The organism is Novosphingobium naphthalenivorans NBRC 102051, from assembly GCF_001590985.1.
GTDB lineage: Bacteria > Pseudomonadota > Alphaproteobacteria > Sphingomonadales > Sphingomonadaceae > Novosphingobium > Novosphingobium naphthalenivorans.
Genome location: NZ_BCTX01000022.1, coordinates 20,732 through 41,046, shown reverse-complemented (window position 1 = coordinate 41,046; position 20,315 = coordinate 20,732). Strand labels below are relative to the sequence as shown.

15 protein-coding genes are annotated in these 20,315 nt (G+C 65.3%); 9 read left to right on the top strand and 6 right to left on the bottom strand.

Translation table 11 applies throughout. The features are described 5' to 3' along the window. Positions 1-448 precede the first annotated feature (448 nt). From NN5_RS09235 to NN5_RS09220, 5 genes are all read right to left on the bottom strand, one after another. Positions 449-1,378: a 1-phosphofructokinase family hexose kinase gene (locus NN5_RS09235; protein WP_067734010.1), complete on the bottom strand. Its 930-nt coding sequence runs from the start codon at positions 1,376-1,378 to the stop codon at positions 449-451. A 125-nt stretch (positions 1,379-1,503) separates the two neighbouring features. After that, on the bottom strand, positions 1,504-3,534 hold the full coding sequence (locus NN5_RS09230) for a putative bifunctional diguanylate cyclase/phosphodiesterase (protein WP_084384846.1): 2,031 nt from the start codon (positions 3,532-3,534) through the stop codon (positions 1,504-1,506). 231 nt (positions 3,535-3,765) lie between these two features. Continuing rightward, positions 3,766-6,582 (bottom strand): bifunctional diguanylate cyclase/phosphodiesterase, encoded by a 2,817-nt coding sequence (locus NN5_RS09225; protein ID WP_067733990.1) that lies wholly within the window; start codon positions 6,580-6,582, stop codon positions 3,766-3,768. 172 nt (positions 6,583-6,754) lie between these two features. Then, positions 6,755-6,931 (bottom strand): hypothetical protein, encoded by a 177-nt coding sequence (locus tag NN5_RS25760; protein WP_157081070.1) that lies wholly within the window; start codon positions 6,929-6,931, stop codon positions 6,755-6,757. Between the two features lie 115 nt (positions 6,932-7,046). Then, complete coding sequence (locus tag NN5_RS09220) at positions 7,047-8,639, bottom strand: isocitrate lyase (protein ID WP_067733989.1); 1,593 nt, start codon at positions 8,637-8,639, stop codon at positions 7,047-7,049. Between the two features lie 150 nt (positions 8,640-8,789). On the opposite strand from NN5_RS09220, the gene NN5_RS09215 reads away from it, so the two are divergent. From NN5_RS09215 to NN5_RS09185, 7 genes are all read left to right on the top strand, one after another. Continuing rightward, positions 8,790-10,187 carry a helix-turn-helix domain-containing protein gene (locus NN5_RS09215; protein WP_067733988.1) on the top strand — a complete coding sequence of 466 codons (1,398 nt, stop codon included), beginning with the start codon at positions 8,790-8,792 and terminating at the stop codon, positions 10,185-10,187. Between the two features lie 68 nt (positions 10,188-10,255). Beyond that, on the top strand, positions 10,256-10,990 hold the full coding sequence (locus tag NN5_RS09210; protein ID WP_067733987.1) for a TonB family protein: 735 nt from the start codon (positions 10,256-10,258) through the stop codon (positions 10,988-10,990). 110 nt (positions 10,991-11,100) lie between these two features. Beyond that, positions 11,101-12,144, top strand: coding sequence for a mannose-1-phosphate guanylyltransferase (locus NN5_RS09205; protein WP_067733986.1), 1,044 nt, complete (start codon positions 11,101-11,103; stop codon positions 12,142-12,144). Between the two features lie 13 nt (positions 12,145-12,157). Beyond that, positions 12,158-12,970, top strand: a complete 813-nt coding sequence (locus NN5_RS09200) for a class I mannose-6-phosphate isomerase (RefSeq protein WP_067733985.1) — start codon at positions 12,158-12,160, stop codon at positions 12,968-12,970. 15 nt (positions 12,971-12,985) lie between these two features. Then, positions 12,986-13,426, top strand: coding sequence for a DUF2721 domain-containing protein (locus NN5_RS09195; protein ID WP_067733984.1), 441 nt, complete (start codon positions 12,986-12,988; stop codon positions 13,424-13,426). 120 nt (positions 13,427-13,546) lie between these two features. After that, on the top strand, positions 13,547-15,466 hold the full coding sequence (gene asnB, locus NN5_RS09190; RefSeq protein ID WP_067733983.1) for an asparagine synthase (glutamine-hydrolyzing): 1,920 nt from the start codon (positions 13,547-13,549) through the stop codon (positions 15,464-15,466). After that, the gene (locus tag NN5_RS09185; protein WP_067733982.1) at positions 15,456-17,063 is read left to right on the top strand and encodes an FAD-dependent oxidoreductase; all 1,608 of its coding nucleotides are present in this window, start codon (positions 15,456-15,458) and stop codon (positions 17,061-17,063) included. Before asnB ends, NN5_RS09185 begins: the two co-directional genes overlap by 11 nt. A gap of 287 nt (positions 17,064-17,350) precedes the next feature. On the opposite strand, the gene NN5_RS09180 is transcribed toward NN5_RS09185, so the two are convergent. Further along, complete coding sequence (locus NN5_RS09180; protein WP_067733981.1) at positions 17,351-19,111, bottom strand: fatty acyl-AMP ligase; 1,761 nt, start codon at positions 19,109-19,111, stop codon at positions 17,351-17,353. Between the two features lie 150 nt (positions 19,112-19,261). Here NN5_RS09180 and NN5_RS09175 point away from each other — a divergent pair, with 150 nt between their 5' ends. Both NN5_RS09175 and NN5_RS09170 read left to right on the top strand, forming a co-directional pair. Beyond that, a complete protein-coding gene (locus NN5_RS09175; RefSeq protein WP_067733980.1) occupies positions 19,262-19,825 on the top strand; it encodes a regulatory protein RecX in 564 nt (187 codons plus the stop codon). Then, positions 19,826-20,314 (top strand): DUF192 domain-containing protein, encoded by a 489-nt coding sequence (locus NN5_RS09170; protein ID WP_067733979.1) that lies wholly within the window; start codon positions 19,826-19,828, stop codon positions 20,312-20,314. Position 20,315: the final 1 nt, after the last annotated feature.

The following is a 20,315-nucleotide window of genomic DNA, read 5'->3' as shown; positions in this document are numbered from 1 at the left end:
CATCCATTTTGGTGCTTTTTCTTGCTCCAATCGCGATCGAAACTTTCAAAAGCCGGACTTTGACATTGGAGACGGACTGATCGCGCCTTTCCATATGCCCCGATGCGATGCATTTTGTACTCCGGCGTCAGAACTTGGAGGAACATCCATGGCTGACGACACGGGACGCGTTTCACAGGACGCATGATCGCAGATCCGGCCAGTCCGGAAGGCAAGCGCAAGGCACGGCGTAGGCGGCGGGGGGCTGCCAGGCCGGTGACGTGCGCATCGCCTTCGGAATCCAGAGCTGCGCTGCAAGCCGCCAGTGCTGCCGGGGGGCGGTGTCTGGCGGCCGGAACCGGGACCGGATGCAGGAGCGGGGGCTCGCATCCGGTCCCGACCAAGCCGGCCGGTCCGCATGAACGCGGGGAACGGGCTGCGGTGATGCCGCCGGAGCAGCCCTGCAGGGCTACAGTGGCTGGACCTGCTTCAGCAGCCGTTCGATGTCCGAAGGATAGGCCAGTCCGGTCCCGGCGCGCAGCACGGCGGCAGAGCCTGACGCGACACCGAAGCGGAAGGCTTCCAGCTCGCTCATGCCTGTGTTCAGGGCGAAGATCATGCCGGCGACGAAGCTGTCTCCCGCCCCCACCGCGCTGGCCGCCTCGATCCTGAGCGCGGGCAGGAAGACCGGCCCTTCCGCGCGGGCGAGGATCGCGCCTTCATCGCCGAGCGTCACGGCGACGAGGCGGGCCTTGCCGGTCTGCACGATGTCCATCGCGACGTCCTCGATCTCATCGCGGGTGACAAGCTTGCGGCCGGTATATTGCTGCAGCTCTCCCTGGCTGGGTTTTACCAGCAGCAGCGAGCCGGCATCGATGCCATGCATGAGCGCGGCGCCCGAGCTGTCGAGCACGATCTCGATCCCGCGCGGGCGCAGCAGGCGCGTGACGCGGGCATAGAAATCGTCGGGCACGCCCGGCGGCAGAGAACCGCTCAGGACCATCGTGTCGCAATCGGATTGCGCGATCAGCTCAAGGCATTCGCTCCATTCGCGGGCGGAGATCGTCGGGCCCTGCGGCGTGAAGCGGTATTCCTTTCCGGTTTCGCGTTCCAGGACGGCCGAGGCGATGCGGGTGGGCCCGGTGATCGGGATGCGCGTGCGCACCAGTTCGTGCGAATCGATCAGCCCGTCGAGCGCCGGGCCGGTGGCGCCGCCGGACAGGTAATAGCAGCGGGCATTGCCGCCCAGCCGGGTGAACACCCGCGCCACGTTGATGCCCCCGCCGCCGGGCGCGTACCATTCGTTTTCGGTCCGCATCTTGTGCGTGTGCCGCATCCTGGCGATGTCGTAGGACACGTCGATCGTGGGATTCATCGTCAGGGTGGCGATGTCTTTCATCAAGCAGGCTCCGGTGAACTGGCCCGGCAGGAATCGCGAGCTGTCATGCGCGCCCTTGGTTGGGCACAGTTCCCCGAAGTGCAAGAGGGGATGGTGTTTCCGCGGCAGCGGGCCGGGAGCCGCGGTCAGGCGGCGCGGCGGCCCGGGACCGTCAGGGTGCGGGCATGTTCGGGCTTGCCGAACAGATAGCCCTGGCCCTGCGTGCAGCCCTCGTCGCGCAAGTAGTCGCGCTCGAATTCACGCTCGATACCTTCGGCCGCGACCGTCAGGCCCAGGCTCTTGCCGAGCCCGATCACGGCGCGGATCACGGCGCGCGAATTGGCTTCGCGGTGAAGGTTGAGGATGAAGGCCTTGTCGATCTTGATCTTGGTGAAGGGGTAATTGAGCAGATAGCTCAGCGAGGAATAGCCGGTGCCGAAATCGTCGAGCGAGATGCCGATGCCGAAGGCGCGCAAGTTGCGGATGATGGCGGCGGTTCTGGGGCCCTTTTCCATCAGCACCGCCTCGGTGATTTCGAGTTCGAGCCGCTCGGCGGGGAGGCCCGAGGTGGACAGGGCGTTGATGACGGTGCTGAGCAGCTTGCCGTTGCGGAACTGCAGCGGCGAGACGTTGACCGCGACCTTGATGTGCTCAGGCCAGCCCGCCGCCTCGCGGCAGGCTTCGAACAGTACGAAACGGCCGATCTGGTCGATAATGCCCATTTCCTCAGCGAGCTGGACGAAGACGTCGGGCGGCACCAGCCCGCGCACGGGATGGTTCCAGCGCAGCAGCGCCTCGTAGCATTCTATTTCGCCGGTGGAGAGATTGATGAGCGGCTGGTAATGCACTTCCAGTTCACCGCCGCTTACGGCTGCGCGGAAATCCTGCTCCAGCTTGTTCTTTTCCTGCGCGGCGGCGTCCATGCCGGCCTCGAAAGCCCGGCAAATGCCCCGCTGCTCGCCCTTGGCGGCATAGAGTGCCAGGTCGGCATAGCGCATCAGCGTCTCGGGATCGCGGCTGTCGTAGGGCGAGGACGCGAAGCCGACGGTCGCGCCGATGTGGATCAGGTGCCCGTGCACGAAGAACGGCTCGGACAAGGCGGCGATGATCGACTTGGCAACCAGTTCCGCCTGCATCAGGCTGGAGCGGCGGAAGATGATCGCGAACTCGTCGCCGCCGATCCGGCAGAGCAGGGCGTCCGACGGCAGCAGCTTGCGCATGCGCGAGGCGGCGTCTTTCAGCACCACATCGCCGAAGTGATGGCCGTAGGTGTCGTTCACGGCCTTGAAGTGGTCGAGATCGACCAGGGCGATCGTGACAGTGCTTTCGGTTTCGCCCAGAACGTCGCGCAAGTGCTCGCGGCAGTGGGCGCGGTTGGCAAGGCCGGTCAGCTCGTCGTGCCTGGCCATGTGTTCCATGCGCTGCTCGATGCGGCGGCGCTCGGTCATGTCGAAGATCGAAATGATCGTCGCGGGATAGCCTTCGAGTTGCGAGAGCCGGGTGGCGACGACGGCATCCACGCTCGAACCGTCGCGGCGCAACATCTGCCAGCAGTCGTTGGTGTCCGTGTGGTCGACCGCCAGCATTTCGGCAGCTTCGGGCCAGAGCGTTTCCGGAAACAGCTCGCGCGCGGCCAGCCCCGCCATCTCGTGCCGCTCGTACCGGAAAAAGGTGCAGGCGGCCTCGTTGGCCGAACGGATGAGGCCGCTGTCGATGTCATAGACCAGCATGGCCAGCGGGTTGCGCTCGAACAGCAGGCGGAAGTTTTCTTCCTTCTGCTTGAGATCGGTAATGTCGACGCGGATGCCGACCGTGCCGCATCCTTCGATCTTGCGTTCCTCGATCATGATGCAACGGCCGTTGGAAAGCCATTGCTCGTGGCGCATTCCCGGCTGCTGCAGACGCTCCAGGCGTTCGGCGAGCCACTGCTCTTCGCAGCCTTTGGCTTCTGGATAGTCACCGCGTTCGATGCCGATGCGCAGGGTATCCGCCAGCTTCGCGCCCGGCTGCAGCAGGTCGGCGGACCGGCTGTAGATCTCGGCGTATTGCTCGTTCCAGAGAATGTAGCGGCCGTCCTCATCGAGAAAGACGATGCCGTGGGGAAGCGCCTCGACCGATTCCCGCAGCCGCTTTTCCGCCCGCGAGGCAGCCTGCAGCGCCAGCTCAAGCGACTGCATGGCCTGCTCGCCCGCAATTAGACTGGACTGTTCTTCAGGAAACCGACGGTGCACAACGACCTCTTATGATCTGGGTCACGCTATGGGCCGATAGTTAATTTTTTCACCACTGAAACTGCGGGAAATCGCAATTTTTCGCAATCACTTACGGGGAAAATGGCGTGTTGTGGCAGAAGTTGCAGTCGCTTTTTTCCGGGGATGCGGGGTAATGCGTATCCGCGCGGCTACCGGTCAGAAATTGACGGTATTCTGCAGATCGAGGCTCGGCGCGGCCGCAGGATGGCCGAAATAGTAGCCCTGCGCTTCGTCGCACCCTTCGCTTTCGAGCACGTGAAGCTGGCTTTCGTTCTCGACGCCCTCGGCAAGGACGGGGATGGCAAGGCTCCGGCCCAGGGAAAGCACGGTCCGGATGATGGCCATCGCCTGATGGCTGGTCTCCGCACGCAGCAGGAATGACTTGTCGATCTTGATCTTGTCGAACGGAAACGCGTGCAAGGTGTCGAGCGAGGAATGGCCCGTGCCGAAATCGTCGATCGCCACGCTGACGCCCATGGCTTTGAACTGGCGCAGGCAGTGCAGGGCACGCGCCTTGTCGGTGATGATCGCGGTTTCGGTCACTTCCAGTTCCAGTCGGCTCGGCGAAAGGCCGGTTTCGACCAGAATGGCGCGGAAGCGCTCGATTAGGCCCTGCTGGAGAAACTGCACTGGCGAGAGATTGACCGCGACCTTGAGCGTCTCCGGCCAGTGCCGGGCCTCGGCGCAGGCTTCGCGCAGCACCCAGTCGCCGATCGCGAAGATGTCGCCGGTTTCCTCGGCCAGCGGAATGAACTCCACAGGCGGGATCAGGCCGCGTTTCGGATGGTGCCAGCGGACCAGCGCTTCGTATCCGGAAATCGCCCCGTTCTTCAGCGAACGCTGCGGCTGGTAGAGCAGGCGCAGTTCGCCATTGGGCACGGCATGGCGCAAGTCGTTGGCCAGCTGACGGCGGGCGCGGGCGCTTTCGTCCATGTCGGGCTCGAAGAAGCAGACGGTATGGCCGATCGATGACTTGGTCCGGTGCAGGGCAAGGTCGGCGTTGTTCAGCAGGGTTTCCCGGTTTGCGCCGTCCCGGGGATAGACTGCCACGCCCAGGCTTGCGGCCAGCGTCAGGCTCTGGCCTTCGGCGGTCACGGGGGCGACGAAGGCCTCCTTCAGGCGGATCAGGAATTCGTCGAGTTCGGTCTTGTCGCAGAACGTCTTGGCCGCGGCGAATTCGTCACCGCCGAGCCGCGCGACGACTTCGCCGTCCCCCATGGTGCCGGTCAGGCGTTCGGCGATGGCCTGCAGGGCCTGGTCGCCGGCCGTGTGGCCATAGGTGTCGTTGACTTCCTTGAACCGGTCGAGGTCTATCGCGATCACGGCAACTTGCGAACCGGCCTGCGCGGCTCTCTCGATCGCGTGGTCGAGGCGCCGGTGGTAGCGGGCGCGATTGGGCAACCCGGTCAGCGGATCGTGAAAAGCCATGTGCTCGATCTGCGCTTCGGAGCGGCGCTGCTCGGTAATGTCGGTGCAGGTCGTTACCCAGCCGCCTTCGGGCAGCGGGCTGTTGGCGATCGAGACCACGCGGCCGGTGCCCAGTTCGGCGACTACTGGGGAGATACGTTCCTCGCCAAGGGCCTCGTCGATGATATGGCGGAATTCCCAGACATGCTCGGCAGCGTGGTCGGGGCCGTCCGTGTTCATGAAGCCTGCAAGGATCAACTGCTCAAGCGGGGTGCCGGGCACGGTGTCGGACTTGTCCAGGTCCCACAGTTCGCGAAAGCGGCGGTTGCACAGGACAAGGCGCTCGTCGGCATCGAACAGGCACAGGCCCTCGTGCATGTTTTCCAGTGCGGTATCGAGCTGGCGGGCGGTCTGCTCGGCCAGTTGCTGCACTTGCCGGATACGGGTGACATCGTGGGTGATGACGGAAAAGCCGAGATGCCGTCCGTCGTCGTCGCAGACCTTTTCCACCGTTCCATCGACCCAGAGCGCCGAACCGTCGCGGCGCAATGTGGACCACTGGCCCTGGCAGGTGCCGGTTTTCGCAGCGGTGCGCAGCACGTTGGAGGGCAGTCCGCTGGCGCGCTCCTCCACTGCGAAGAGCCTGGCGAGCGGCATTCCGATGGCCTGACCCGCCTTGTAGCCGGTGAGGCGTTCGGCGCCGGTGTTCCATTGGGAAATGCGGCCGTTCCGGTCGAGCATGCAGATGGCATAGTCGGACGTGTTTTTCACGAAGATGGAAAGCTGCCGCTCGCTGCGTTCCAGCGCTGCGAGGGCGTGGTGGTTCGATACCAGCACAAGCAGACCCAGAGTGAACAGCCCCAGGGTGACCAGTCCGATCCAGGCGGCGAGGCTGCCGGCGGAAATCGCCAGGGCATGTTCGGAAACCCGGCCGGGGATGATTTCCAGCGCCACCATGCCGGTCATGTGGGTGAGCGCGATGAGCAGGCCGAAGCAAGCGATTGCGCCGGCCCCAGCGAGCCTGCTGTCCTCGCGGCGGACAAGGGCAAACGTGGGAAGGCTCAGCAGAATGGCAACGACCACGGAGGCCGTGATATATTCCGGGTCCCAGTGCACGGTCGCCGGCATGTTGATCGCTGCCATGCCGAGATAGTGGCTGACGGCAAGCCCGCCGCTGTAGAACAGGCCTGCGGTCAGCACGCCTGCCCGCGGCGGAAGCTGCAACAGGAGAAGGGACGCGGTGACGCCGGAAACGAGAAGCAGGCTGAGCGCGATCAGCGTGATGCCGAAAAGGAACGAGAAGGGAGCGCCGGGAAGATAGCCGAGCACGGCGATATTGTGCGCGCTCCAGGCGCCTGCTCCCAGAGCCAGGCCCGAGATCGTGCCCCAGACATGTCGCATGCGCCCTTCACCGCGGCGGGCGCGGTGAAAGGAGAGCATGGCCGAGGCACCCGCCAGGATCGCGGCGGCCAGCGCCAGCAGCACCATTCCGGGGCGGTGCTGGGTACTGACGCACCAGTACAGCTCGGCAAAAGGATTGACGTGGAAGTCTCCCATGACAGCCATCCGTAGAGGCTGCGCCGTTGCGGCCGCGATAATCGATTGTTGCGGGAAATCCCCAATTTCAGACGGCGCTGTCTGTAAACGATTGGTAAGACTATTTTCCCACGCAAATGGCCCGCCGCACCAGTGTGCGGCGGGCCAAGCTTTCCTCCCCAGGAAAACTCTGAAAGCGGCCTCAGCGGCGGATGGCCGAGCCGAGACGGTGGTAGAGATTCGAATACTTGGACGAGATCGGATCGTCCTGATGCGCCTGCAGGTAGAAGCGGACCGCTTCCTGCAGCAGCTTGAAGTCTTCGTTAGAGAGCACCGCGCGGGCGCGGGCCGGTTCGGTCGTGGTGGTGGTCATAGTCACGTTTCCTTTCCTTTGCTCGCGTGGTGGATTCCCGTGAGCGGGGTATTTACCGAGCGGGGCGAGAGGTAACAGAGCCCCGCTCGGCAATCTCAGATGTTCGCTGGTGAAGGTCACCTCAGGCAGCGAACTGGTTCATCGTATTGTGCTCGCCGCCGGCCTTGAGGGCCGCTTCGCCGGCGAAGTATTCCTTGTGGTCGTCGCCCATGTCGGAGCCGGCCATGTTCTGGTGCTTCACGCAGGCGATGCCCTGGCGGATCTCCTGGCGCTGGACGCCCTTGACGTAGCCGAGCATGCCCGCCTCGCCGAAGTATTCCTTGGCCAGGTTGTCGGTCGACAGCGCGGCGGTGTGGTACGTCGGCAGGGTGATGAGGTGGTGGAAGATGCCCGCCTCGCGCGCCGCGTCCTTCTGGAAGGTGCGGATGCGCTCGTCGGCTTCGTCCGCCAGCTCGGTGCCGTCGTAGTCCACGCTCATCAGCTTCGCACGGTCATAGGCCGCCATGTCGCGTCCTTCCTGCTCCCACGCGTCGTAGACCTGCTGGCGGAAGTTCAGCGTCCAGTTGAAGCTGGGCGAGTTGTTGTAGACCAGCTTGGCGTTCGGCATGACTTCGCGAATGCGGCTGACCATCCCGCCGATCTGGCCGATATGCGGCTTTTCGGTCTCGATCCACAGCAGGTCCGCGCCGTTCTGCAGCGCATGGATGCAGTCGAGCACGCAGCGGTCCTCGCCGGTTCCCGAACGGAACTGGAAGAGGTTGCTGGGCAGACGCTTCGGCTTCATCAGCTTGCCGCCCCGGGTGATCAGCACGTCGCCGTGGCCGATATTCGCCGCATCGACTTCATCGCAGTCGAGGAAGCTGTTGTACTGGTCGCCGATGTCGCCGGCTTCACGGGTGAAGGCGATCTGCTTGGTGAGGCCAGCGCCCAGCGAGTCGGTGCGGGCCACAATGATGCCCTCGTCGACGCCGAGTTCCATGAAGGCGTAGCGGACCGCGCGGATCTTCGCGATGAAGTCCTCGTGCGGAACGGTAACCTTGCCGTCCTGGTGGCCGCACTGCTTTTCGTCCGAGACCTGGTTCTCGATCTGGATGCAGCAGGCGCCCGCCTCGATGAACTTCTTGGCGAGGAGGTAGGTCGCCTCCGCGTTGCCGAAGCCCGCGTCGATGTCGGCGATGATCGGAACCACGTGGGTCTGGAACTCGTCGATCTTGTGCAGCAGGCGGTGGGTGTTGACCGCGTCGCCGGCCGCCTTGGCCTTGTCGAGATCGCGGAACAGCATACCCAGCTCGCGGGCGTCAGCCTGGCGCAGGAAGGTGTAGAGTTCCTCGATCAGCGCGGGAACCGAGGTCTTCTCGTGCATCGACTGGTCGGGCAGGGGGCCGAACTCGCTGCGCAGAGCGGCGACCATCCAGCCCGAGAGGTAGAGGTAGCGGCGCTTCGTCGACCCGAAGTGCTTCTTGATGCTGATCATCTTCTGCTGGCCGATGAACCCGTGCCAGCAGCCCAGCGACTGGGTGTACTTGGCGGGATCAGCGTCATACGCGGCCATGTCTTCACGCATGATCTTCGCGGTGTAGCGGGCAATGTCGAGGCCGGTGCGGAACCGGTTCTGCAGCCGCATACGCGCAACCGACTCGGCTTCGATGCCGTTCCAGTTGGGCTCGGTGCCGATGGCCTTGCCGGCTTCGATGATCTGGCTGTTGTAGGTCACGATTCGGTTTCCCTTTGAGGAAGATTGTTGCGATGTGATGCAGCGCAGGTAGTCATAAATTTCGCGCTCCGGAATGGCTTCCGAAGTCTCGTTGTCAAACTTTACAGACTTTCCTTGTAAAGTTGTGCTGTTGTGACAATATGGCTGGATATGGCAGAAAACCGCCCTCTCTACCTCGGTCCCCGGCTGCGCCGCCTGCGCCGTGAACTGGGCCTGACCCAGCAGGCGATGGCCGACGATCTGGAGATCTCGCCCAGCTACGTCGCCCTGCTGGAACGCAACCAGCGTCCGGTGACGGCGGACATGCTGTTGCGGCTGGCGAGGACCTACCGGCTCGACATTGGCGACATCGCCAGCGACGAGGGAGAGGACTATGCGCGGCGGCTGAACGACGTGCTGCGCGATCCGATTTTCGCCGATATCGATCTGCCCGCGCTCGAAGTCGCCGACCTTGCCACAAGCTTTCCCGGGGTCTCCGAAGCCCTGCTGCGCCTGCATCAGGCCTACACGCGCGAGCAGCAGGCGCTGGCCGAGCAGCGCGCCGCCGGGCCGGGCGCGGACGAGAACGACCCGGTGCGCGAGGCGCAGCGGTTCCTGGCCGGGCACCGCAATTACTTCCACGCGCTCGATACCCGCGCCGAAGAGCTCGCCGCCGAAATCGACAAGGCGGGCGGACCCGCGGCCTGGCTGGGGACGAAAGGTGTGCGCGTGCGTTTCCTGCCGCCCGACGTCCTCATGGATTCGCTGCGCCGCTTCGACCGTCACAACCAGCAATTGCTGATCGCCGATACGCTCGACGGGGCCAGTCGGGCTTTCCAGATCGCCACGCACATCGCCCACACCGCGATGCGCAGCACGATCAAGCAGGTCTTGCGTGAAGAGAGCTTCTCCAGCCGCGCTACCGCCACGCTGCTGCTGCGCGCGCTGGCGGGGTATTGCGCGGCGGCGCTGCGGATGCCCTATGGCAAGTTCGCCCGCGCCGCCGAGCAGCGCGGCTACGACATCGATGCGCTATGCGCCCTGTTCGGTGTCAGCTTCGAACAGGCCGCGCATCGTCTCACCACGCTGCAGCGGCCGGGCGAGGAGCGGGTGGGTTTCTTCTTCATCCGTCTGGACGAGGCGGGCAATGTCTCAAAGCGGCTAGACGGGGCCGGTTTCCCTTTCGCCGCGCATGGCGGCGGCTGTCCTTTATGGAGCGTCCATCAGGTGTTCCGCCGCCCCGGTGAGATCATGACCCAGTGGCTCGAACTGCCGGGCGGCGAGCGCTTCTTTTCGATTGCGCGCACGGTGACGGCAGGCGTGCGCGGCTATGGCCGCCCGCGCGTGGTGCGTGCCGTGGCGCTGGCCTGTGCGGCCGAGGAAGCGGGGCGGCTGGTCTATGCCGCCGGCACCGATCCCGCGAGCGCCCCCACGACTCCGATCGGCGTGACCTGCCGCCTGTGCCAGCGCGCCGCCTGCACCGCGCGCGCCGTGCCGCCGATCGGGCGCGACGTGCTGGCGGATGACTATCTGCGCACGGCACAGCCCTATACCTTTGCGGAAAGCTGAGGTCTTTCCTCCCGTTTCGCGCAAGCACATCGTTGCCATGCCGGTGGGCCCCGTGGCATGGGCGCCGGATGACGCAGGCCGATCTCCGGGCGGGGCGCCGCACGCGCTGGGGCGTGGCGGCGTTCGTGCTGCTTGTGCATCTCGTGGTGATCGCCGGCCTGATCCGCGCTTTCACGCCGCAGTTCGCCGCCAGCGTTGTCGGCAGCGTGACACAGGCGTTTTCCGTGGCGTTGCCGCCCCCGCCATCGCCACCGCTGGAGCCCGTGCCATCCCCTCCAAACGTTGCGCCTCCGGCGGAGCAGGGGGCTTCCGGGGCGGCGGGAAAGAAGGCGAAACCGCGCGAAGCGGCTGCTCCCAAGGCGCCGATTGCGGTCAAGCCGACCCAGGCGCCGCCGGTGGCGGGCGCCGGAGACGAGAATGCCGCCGGCGCCCGGGATGAAGGGGAAGGGACGGGCGCTTCCGGGGCTGGCATGGGGACCGGCGCGGGCACGGGCGGAACCGGGCAGGGCGGCGGCGGGCAGGCTGGGCCGACGGTCAAGATCAAGGGTGATATCAATTCGGCAAAGGACTACCCGCGCGCCAGCCGCGACCTTCGGATCGGGGCTTCGGTCACGATTGATCTGACGGTTGGCACGGATGGCCGCGTCAAAGCGTGCCGGATCGTGCGCCCCAGTCCCGATCCCGGAGCCGATCGCATTACCTGTGATCTGGCCACGAAACGCTTTCGTTTCCGGCCTGCAACCGACGCGGAAGGGAACCCCGTCGATGCGATCTACCGTTGGCGTCAGCGCTGGTTCTATTGAATCTGGAGGTAATGTGGGTGACGAAACTTGTCATTGAGTGACCGTTGCATTGATGCCCGTTGGCGGTAATAGCTGTTGTGCTTCGAATGCCCACTATCAAAGCGGGGAAAATGCCAAATATCGTACCAGTAATCCTGTGCGGAGGGAGCGGGACGCGCCTCTGGCCCCGCAGCCGTGCAAGTAAGCCGAAGCCGTTCCTACCGCTCGTGGGCGATAGCACTTTGTTCGAGGCTGCGTTGGCCCGCTGCCCGGCCGACGGAGGTTTTTCGTCTCCTGTCGTTGTAACGGGACACAAGCATCTCGATCATGTCGAGCAGCAACTGGGAGCTGTCGACGGGGCCCAGATTATTGTCGAACCTTCGGCGCGGAACACGGCGGCTGCCATTGCCCTGGCCGCCTTCCGCCTTCCGGAAGATGCGGTCATGCTGGTTTGTCCCAGCGACCACCATATCGGCAATGCGCAGGCCTTTGCGGATGCCGCGCGGGCGGCGGCCGATCTGGCCGGTGAAGGCTGGCTGGTATCCTTCGGAATCGAGGCGACTGCGCCGGAAACCGGTTTCGGCTACCTGAAGCGTGGCGAGCCGATCGGGGACAAGGGATACCGCACCGCGCAGTTCGTCGAAAAGCCGGATCTGGAGCGGGCCAAGGGCTTTCTGGCCGATGGTGGATATGCCTGGAATGGCGGCATTTTCGCGTTCCGGGTCAAGGATTTCCTGAGCGAGCTTTCAGAGCATCGTCCGCAGATCGCCTCGGTGGTGGCCGAGGCTGTCGCCAAGGGCAGCGCGGATGGACAGCGCTTCCATCCCGATGCCGAAACCTTTGCCACGGTCGAAAGCGATTCGGTCGACTATGCGGTGATGGAGAACACGAGCCGTGCCGCGATGGTGCCGGTCAACATGGACTGGTCCGACATCGGCAACTGGCACGCACTGCACGAGGCGCTGCCGCGCGATGCGAACGGCAACTCGGTGCGCGGCAATGTCAGGGCCGAACTTGTCGATTGCCGCAACGTCCTGATCGACAGCGATGGTCCGCGCGTGTCGGTGATCGGCCTTGAAGATGTCATCGTTGTCGTCGATGGCAACGACGTGATGATCACGACCGTGGCCGGCGTGCAGAAGGTCGGCAAGCTGGATGGTGCCGCGAACCAGTGAAGAGGCTTGCATAATGGGGGCTCTGCCTATCCGTCAGGTGGAAAAGCCCTGGGGCAAGGACGTGCTTCCGGCGCCTTTCGCCGCGCCGTCCGGGCTGCGCATCGGCGAGATCTGGTTCGAGCCGCCCGCGCAATTGCCTGGCCTGCTGGTGAAATATATCTTCACCAGCGAGAAACTCTCGGTGCAGGTTCATCCTTCCGACGCGCAGACCCTCGCCGGAGGGATTGGGCGGCAGGGCAAGGAAGAATGCTGGCTGATCGTGGATGCCGAGCCGGGGGCAACGCTCGGGATCGGGTTCGATAGTGCGATCGGCGAAGAGGCGATGCGCGCAGCCGCGCTCGATGGCTCGATCGAGGGGCTGATGACCTGGCACGAGGTGAAGCCGGGGGATTTCTTCTACATCCCGGCCAATACGGTTCATGCCATTGGCGCCGGGGTCAGCCTGATCGAAGTCCAGCAGAATTCCGACATAACCTATCGCCTGTTCGACTATGGCCGTCCGCGTGAACTCCATCTGGAGGAGGGCATGGCCGTCTCGAAAGGCGAGCCCTATGATCTTGCCGCCTGGCACAAGGCGATTCCGCCGCGCGGCGCGCACGTGCTGGTCGATGGGCCGCTGTTTCTGCTCGATCAGGTCGAGGGAGCGCCGTCTGGGGAGGTGTCCGCGCGGTATCCCGGCCCGTTGCTGGTGATCCCGCGCGAGGGTGAGGTGCAAGTGGCCGGTGAAGCGATTGCGCCGGGCGGTTGTGCGCTCGCTGCCAGCCTGGGCGATGTGGCATTTGCCGCAGACGGCCTGTGCCTGCTCGCCAGAGCCTGCGGCGCCTGATACGGATAGGGCGTCATGATCGCCCAGACCATCCAACTCGCGCTTGCCCCGGTGTTCATGCTGGTGGCGATCGGCAATATTCTCAACCTGCTGACCAGCCGCCTTAGCCGGGTGGTCGACCGGGCGCGGGTGCTGCAGGATCGCTATGCGGCGACTCAGGCCGCTGAACACGATCTGGTCGTGCTGGAAATCCGCACGGTCGATGATCGTATCCGGTTGATCGGCCTCGCCATGCGTCTGCTGGTGCTGAGCGGACTTTTCATTGGCACGACGGTTTTCCTCCTGTTCCTTGAGGAGCTGGTGGGTTCCGAAATCCGGCTGGTGGCGGCCGGGACATTCATTGCCGCGCTTTCGCTGATGATGATCGGTCTGGTGCTGTTCTTGCGCGAAACCCAGGTCGCGGCCGCCAGTTTGCGCATTCCGCGCGACTATCTGGAACTTCACCGCAAGCTTTGAGGCGGTCCGTCCATCGCCTTATCCACGATGGTACAAAGAGAACGGAACTCAGGTCTTTCCCTTAGCTTCGCGCCTCTGTAACGGAACCGTCATATTCATGGCGGCAACGACGAGGGGCCCATGTGCGGCATAACCGGCTGGTACAGGCGCGGCGGCAGGCCGGTGCCGCGCGAAGCGATTACGCGTGCCTGCCGGACCATCGTGCATCGCGGCCCCGACGACGAAGGCGTGCATATCGACGGTGATCTGGGGCTGGGCCACCGCCGCCTTTCGATCGTCGATCTGGAAGGCGGGCACCAGCCGATGTTTTCGGCGGACGGGCGCTGGGCGATCGTCTTCAACGGCGAAGTCTACAACTTCCCGGAGCTGCGCGAGGAACTGGCCGCCTGGGGCTGGCAGTTCTCCACCCACGGAGACACCGAGACGATCCTGGCCGCCTACGCGCGCTGGGGCGACGAGGCCTGGCCCAGGCTGGAGGGCATGTACGGCCTAGCCATCTGGGACGCGAAGGAACGCCGTCTGGTGCTGGCCCGCGACCCGCTGGGGATCAAGCCGGTCTATTATACGCTGCAGCAGGGCGGGATCGCCTTCGGTTCGGAAATCCGCACCTTGCGGGCGATGTCCTCGCCCGATGGCGGCACGCTGGACTTCACTGTCTGCGAGCGGGGCGTGCATGACTTCTTCATGTTCGGGCACGTGCAGAAGCCGCGCTCGATCTGGCAGGAAGTGAAGACGCTGCCGCCCGGCCACGTGCTTCATATCGGGCCGGAGGGCGAGCCCGAAATCCGGCAATTCTGGCGCCCCGAATTCCGGGTAACGCAGGGCCTGTCCGAAGCCGAATGGATCGAGCAGACCCGGTACTGGGTTTCCGAAACCACCAAACGCCACATGCTGGCGGACGTGACGGTCGGCGCGTTCCTCTCCGGCGGAGTGGATTCGAGCGCGGTCGTCGCGGCCATGGCGCACCACGCCACCGCGCCGGTCAAGGCCTTCACCATGGGCTTTCCGGGCACTTCGATCGACGAGACCGAAGCCGCCGCGCGCATCGCCGCACACCTCGGCTGCGAGCACATTACCCTGCCGCTCCAGCCGCAGGATGCCGGGATCATGCTCCCCGAAGTGCAGCGCAGCCATGACGAGCCCTGCGCCGCCACGGCGGCCGTACCGGTGTGGCACCTCTCGAAACTCGCGGCCGAGCACGTGAAGGTCGTGCTCTGCGGCGAGGGTTCGGACGAGATCTTCGCCGGGTACAAGCGCCAGCGCACCGCGCTCGCCGCGGCGCGGACCGGGCCGCTGCTGCGGATGCTGGAGCCGGTGCTGGAGGCGATCGACCATGTGCCCGGCATGGGCAGCAAGCGGCTCAACTACCTGCGGCAGAACGCGCGCCGGTTTCGCCAGTCGGCCATGCTGGAAAACAACTACCAGCGCTTCTTCCAGGGCACGCAGATCTCCACCCCGTGGGTGCGCGAGGCGCTCTACGAGCCCGGCTTCCATGCCCGGCAGGAGAGCGATCATCCCTTCGCCGATCTGGAACGCGAGTACTTCGGCTACCCCGGCGCGCGCGATCTCGATCCGCTGTCGCAGTTCATGCTGGCGGACCTCACCGTCCACATGCCGGCCTCGCTGCTCAACCGCACCGACCGGGGCTCGATGGCCCATTCGCTCGAAGCGCGGGTGCCGTTTCTCAGTCACAAGCTGGTTGACTGGGCGCTGGCGATGCCCCGCGCCATGAAGCTGCGCGGCAAGGTCGGCAAATATGCCCTGCGCAAGGCGGTGGAGCCCTGGCTCTTCCCCGGCGCGCTGGATGAGCGCAAGCTCGGCTTCCAGCTTCCCTTCGCCGAGTGGTTCAGTGGCGGCTTTGCCACTTTCGCGCAGGAGGCCTGGACCTCCAGCGGGGCTTCGAAGAGCGGCTATCTGCGCGAGGACGCCGTGCAGAAGCTGTTCGCCGAACATGCCGCGGGCGTGGCCAATCACGGGCGCATCCTCTACGCGATCGCCATGTTCTCCTGCTGGTGGGACCAGACTTTCGATGCTCGTTGATCTCCAGAAAACCCCCGAAGCCCTTGCCGGAAGGCAGTTCGACGTCTGCGTGATCGGCGCGGGCGCGGCGGGCGTGACGCTGGCACGCGAGCTGATGCGCGCGGGGCATCAGGTGTGCCTGGCCGAAAGCGGGGGCATGGACTTCGAGGAGAAGACGCAGGCGCTCTATGACGGCGCCAACATCGGCCACGACTATTACCCGCTGGAGGAAGCGCGCCTGCGCTTCTTCGGCGGCACGGTTTCGATCTGGGGCGGGCGCTGTGCGATCATGGATGAGATCGACTTCGCCAAGCGCAGCTGGGTGCCGCATTCGGGCTGGCCGATCACGCGCGATCAGGTGATGCCCTACTGGCGGCAGGCGCAGGACATTTTCGAGATCGGCCCGTTCGAGTGGGACGACGCCTACCGGCTTTGCGGCATTCCCGATCAGGGCTTCGATCCGGAAAAGCTGGCGACCGACTTGTGGCGCTTCGACGAGGAGACCGAACGCTTTGCCCGGGCCCGCACGAAGGACCTGATCGATGCGCCGAACCTGACGATCGTGCTTCACGCCAATGCCACGCAGATCCAGGCGAGCGCGAACGGAGCCGAGATCGAGCATGTCGAAGTCAGGACGCTCACCGGCCAGTCGGCCCGGCTCAAGGCCAGGCACTACGTTCTCGCTTGCGGCGCGATCGAGAACGTGCGGCTGATGATGGCGTCCGACGATGTGATCGCAGGCGGCCTCGGCAATGCCCACGACCAACTCGGCCGCTTCTTCATGGAGCATCCCACCGGCCGCATCGGCAAAGTGGAGACATCGCGCCCGTTCGATCTGTGGGCCGCCTACCAGAAGCGCTTCATGAAGTCCGGCCCGCCGCTGGCGCCGGTGCTGCGCCTGTCCGACGCGGTGCAGGAGGCGGAAGGGGCGATGAACTCGATCGTGACCTTCAAGCTGCAGCGCCCGCCGGAAAAGGGCGTGGCGCTGGGCAACAAGCTCTATGGCACGATCAAGCACTCGCTGAACCCGAACCGCACTGGCCGCACGCTCGACCACATCTACCGGGGGCTGCGCGGCTGGTTCCACCGCGCCGTGCGCGAGAAAGTGGAAGCGGCCATGGCCAATACCGGCATGACCGGCCTCTACATGATCATCCGCGGCGAGCAGGCGCCCAACCCGGACAGCCGCATTGTCCTGTCAGACAAGCGCAACGCGCTGGGCGAGCGGCAGGCCGACCTCGACTGGCAGCTCGACGCGCTCGACAAGCACACCGCCCGCGTCTTCGCCCGCGTCTTCGGCGAGGAACTGCAGCGCATGGGGCAGGGCCATGTGACGCCGACCGAATGGATCGACGAGGCAGGCAACGACTGGCCGGTCGATCCCACTGTCGGCAACCACCCCATCGCCGGCTATCACCACATGGGCGGCACCCGCATGAGCAACGATGCGAAGACCGGCGTGGTCGATGCGCATGGCAAGGTGCATGGCTTAGCGAACCTGCACGTGGCAGGCAGTTCGGTGTTCCCGACGGCGGGCTGGGCGAACCCCACCTTTACGTTGGTGGCGCTGGCCCTGCGACTGGCGGAACGGCTGGACGGGGAACTGAAGGCGGGGTGAGTTGCCATTTCCTTGTCCTCCCCGGGACGGGGAGGGGGACCGCGACGCGTAGCGGCGTGGTGGAGGGGATTCGCGTCCTCACGCAAGGTTCCGCCTGGGCGAGAGTCCCCTCCACCATGCTGCGCATGGTCCCCCTCCCCGTCCCGGGGAGGACAAGGACGCCCGCTAAGTCGGCGTATCTGGAAATGCGGGTTTTGAACAAACGTCGCGAACAACTGTCCAGCTATGCAAAACGGGCCGGAAAGCTTGCGCTTTCCGGCCCGCCTTTCGTCACCTCGTGAAGCCGCTCAGGCGGCGAGCTTGAAGGGTTCGATCTCGCCGGAGAGGTAAAGCTTCTTGGCCTTGGCGCGGCTGAGCTTGCCCGAGCTGGTGCGCGGCAGGCTCTTGGGCGGCACCAGTTCGACCACGCAGTTCATGCCGGTGATCGAGCGGACCTTGTCGCGGATCTGGTCACGCAGCGCGACGCGCGCTTCGGGGTCGGAAACACGGCAGTGGACGAGCACGGCGGGCGCCTCCTCGCCGTTTTCGGTTTCGACCGAGAACGCGGCGATATCGCCGTGGTTGAAGCCGGGAAGCTGTTCCACGGCCCATTCGATGTCCTGCGGCCAGTGGTTCTTGCCGTTGATGATGATCATGTCCTTGGCGCGGCCGACGATGAACAGGTAGCCATCGGCCATGTAGCCCATGTCTCCGGTGTCCAGCCAGCCATCGACCATGCATTCGGCGGTCGCTTCGGGATCGCGGAAATAGGAATGCATCACGCTGGTGCCGCGGCACCAGACCTTGCCGATCTTGTGGTCGGCAAGGCTTTCGCCGTTCTCGCCGCGGATCACGACTTCCATGTCTTTCACCGGCTTGCCGCAATTGACGATGGCGCGGTAGCGGGCGGGGCGCGACAGGTCGCGCGGGGAACCCGAAAGGCGTTCCTCTTCGACCAGTTCGACGCGGATGCCTTCGCCCGGGGGCATGATGGTCACGGCCAGCGTCGCCTCGGCGAGGCCGTAGCTGGGCAGGAAGGCGCTGGCCTTGAAACCGGCATCGGCAAAGGCGTTGACGAAGCTCTGCATCACGTCCGGGCGGATCATGTCGGCGCCGTTGCCGGCGAGGCGCCAGCGCGACAGGTCGAAGCGTTCCGAGACGGCGGTCTGCGTCGAGATGCGACGGGCGCAGATGTCGTAGCCGAAGGTCGGCGAGTACGAGATCGAATTGCCCTGGTTGCGGGTGATGAGGTCCAGCCACGCCAGCGGGCGGCGGGCGAAATCCTCGGTCTTGAGGTAGTCGCCCGAAACCTGGTTCGCGATCAGCGAGAGGAAGCAGCCGACCAGACCCATGTCGTGATACCATGGCAGCCAGGAAATGCAGCGGTCCTGCGGCTCCAGCTCCATGCCGTGGCTATGCGCCGAAAGGTTGGCCAGAAGCTGACGGTGGGTGACGGCCACGCCGTGGGGGAAGCGGGTCGAGCCGCTCGAATACTGCAGGTAGCAGATATCGTCGGGGCTGAGGGCCGGCAGGTCGCAGGGCGCGGTGTCCTTGGCCGCGAAATCGGCCCAGGTCGCATGGCCGCAGCCCTGGCGCGCGGCGGCGGACGCGGTCATTTCCGCGATCTCGTCCGGCCCGATCAGCATCGCCGGGTCCGAGCTGGAAAGCTGGACGGCAAGCTGCTCGATGTAATTGTCCTTGCCGCCGAAGCTGGTCGGCAGCGGCAGCGGCACCGGCCAGGCACCGGCATAGACCGCGCCGCAGAACAGCGCTGCGAAGTCGGGGCCAGTCTCGGCGATGAGCGCGATGCGGTCGCCCGGCTTCACCCCGCGCGCGGCCAGCGTATAGGCCACCGCCAGCGAGTCCTCGCGCAGCTCGCTGAAGGGGTAGGGGCGCGTCAGCGTGCCGCGCGGATCGTGAAAATTGAACCCGCGCAGGCCCTTCGCCGCGTAGTCGAGCGCCTCGCAAAAGGTGTCGAAATCAGCGAAACGGCGCGGCAGGGCGTCGTCGTTCGGCGTCGCTGCAAGTGCCTGTCCAGAGTTCGGCACCATGCTCACGGTGTCGGCCATTTGTATGTAACCCGTTGTTGTTATAACACTATTCTTGCGGAACCGGGGGCTTCTAGCCGGTACATTCTGAACCGGAGTTAGCCCGTTCGGACCCGCATGATCCCACGCGCACTCCCCATTCTGAGCGGAGTGTGGCACGAATAGGGCAAGATGTCGGTCAAGCGTCGTAATCCACAGCCCCTCAATGCCCAGCGTCTGGAGGAACTGGCGCTCGCCTATGTCGCGCGTTTCGCCACGACGCAAGCCAAGCTGCGGGGTTATCTCCAGCGCAAGATCCAGGAACGGGGCTGGGCTGGAGAGGGTGAGCGCGAGGATGGGGGCGCGGAAGCGGTCGAGGCGCTGGTGAGCCGCTATACCGAACTGGGCTATGTCGATGACGGCGCCTGGGCACGGATGAAGGCGGGCAGCCTGCTGCGGCGCGGCTATGGCGCGCGGCGCGTGGGCGAGGCGCTGGGGCAGGCCGGGATCGGGGAAGACTTGCGCGCGCAAACGCGCCCCGGCGAGCGCGACCAGCGGCTTGCGGCGCTGGTTCTGGCGCGGCGGCGGCGCTTCGGGCCTTTCGCCATCGAGGCGCCGGACCGGGCCGCGCGCGAAAAGCAGCTCGCGGCGATGCTGCGCGCCGGGCATTCGCTCGACATCGCGCGCCGTATCGTCGATGCGGCCGACCCCGGCGAGGCGGAAGAATGGGCCGAGTCGGCGTTCGGAGATGATTGAGTGCGCCTGACCGCAATTTTTGCCGCCGCCCTGCTGCTGGGCCCTGCCGCCTGTTCGAACGGGACGCCGGAAGGAGCGGCGGGCACTGCGGCCCCGCAACCGGCCGTCCATCCCGTCTCGGGCCTGCCGGTGATTGCGCTCATGGTCGAATCGGGCGGCAAAGTCCGCACGTTCCGGGTCGAAGTGGCGAGAACTGCGGCGGAGCAGGAAAAGGGCCTGATGTTCCGCACGGAAATGGGCGCGGACGAGGGGATGATCTTTCCCGAGGACCCGCCGCGCCGGGCTGCGTTCTGGATGCGCAACACCGTGATCCCGCTCGACATCATCTTCATCGGCACCGACCGGCGGATTCTCAACATCGCGGCCAATGCCGTGCCTTATGACGAAACGCCGCTCCCTTCGGCGGGCGTGGCCAGTGCGGTGCTCGAACTGAACGGCGGCCGCGCGGCGCAGCTGGGGATCAAGCCCGGCGACAGGGTGACGTGGTAGG

Bases quoted from the DNA above. Each gene is read 5' to 3' on its own strand.
- NN5_RS09235 (WP_067734010.1), bottom strand. From the start codon at position 1,378: ATGAAAGACATCGCCACCCTGACGATGAATCCCACGATCGACGTGTCC.
- NN5_RS09230 (WP_084384846.1), bottom strand. From the start codon at position 3,534: ATGCAGTCGCTTGAGCTGGCGCTGCAGGCTGCCTCGCGGGCGGAAAAG.
- NN5_RS09225 (WP_067733990.1), bottom strand. From the start codon at position 6,582: ATGGCTGTCATGGGAGACTTCCACGTCAATCCTTTTGCCGAGCTGTAC.
- NN5_RS09215 (WP_067733988.1), top strand. From the start codon at position 8,790: ATGGCAGAAAACCGCCCTCTCTACCTCGGTCCCCGGCTGCGCCGCCTG.
- NN5_RS09210 (WP_067733987.1), top strand. From the start codon at position 10,256: ATGACGCAGGCCGATCTCCGGGCGGGGCGCCGCACGCGCTGGGGCGTG.
- NN5_RS09205 (WP_067733986.1), top strand. From the start codon at position 11,101: ATGCCAAATATCGTACCAGTAATCCTGTGCGGAGGGAGCGGGACGCGC.
- NN5_RS09200 (WP_067733985.1), top strand. From the start codon at position 12,158: ATGGGGGCTCTGCCTATCCGTCAGGTGGAAAAGCCCTGGGGCAAGGAC.
- NN5_RS09195 (WP_067733984.1), top strand. From the start codon at position 12,986: ATGATCGCCCAGACCATCCAACTCGCGCTTGCCCCGGTGTTCATGCTG.
- asnB (WP_067733983.1), top strand. From the start codon at position 13,547: ATGTGCGGCATAACCGGCTGGTACAGGCGCGGCGGCAGGCCGGTGCCG.
- NN5_RS09185 (WP_067733982.1), top strand. From the start codon at position 15,456: ATGCTCGTTGATCTCCAGAAAACCCCCGAAGCCCTTGCCGGAAGGCAG.
- NN5_RS09180 (WP_067733981.1), bottom strand. From the start codon at position 19,111: ATGGCCGACACCGTGAGCATGGTGCCGAACTCTGGACAGGCACTTGCA.
- NN5_RS09175 (WP_067733980.1), top strand. From the start codon at position 19,262: ATGTCGGTCAAGCGTCGTAATCCACAGCCCCTCAATGCCCAGCGTCTG.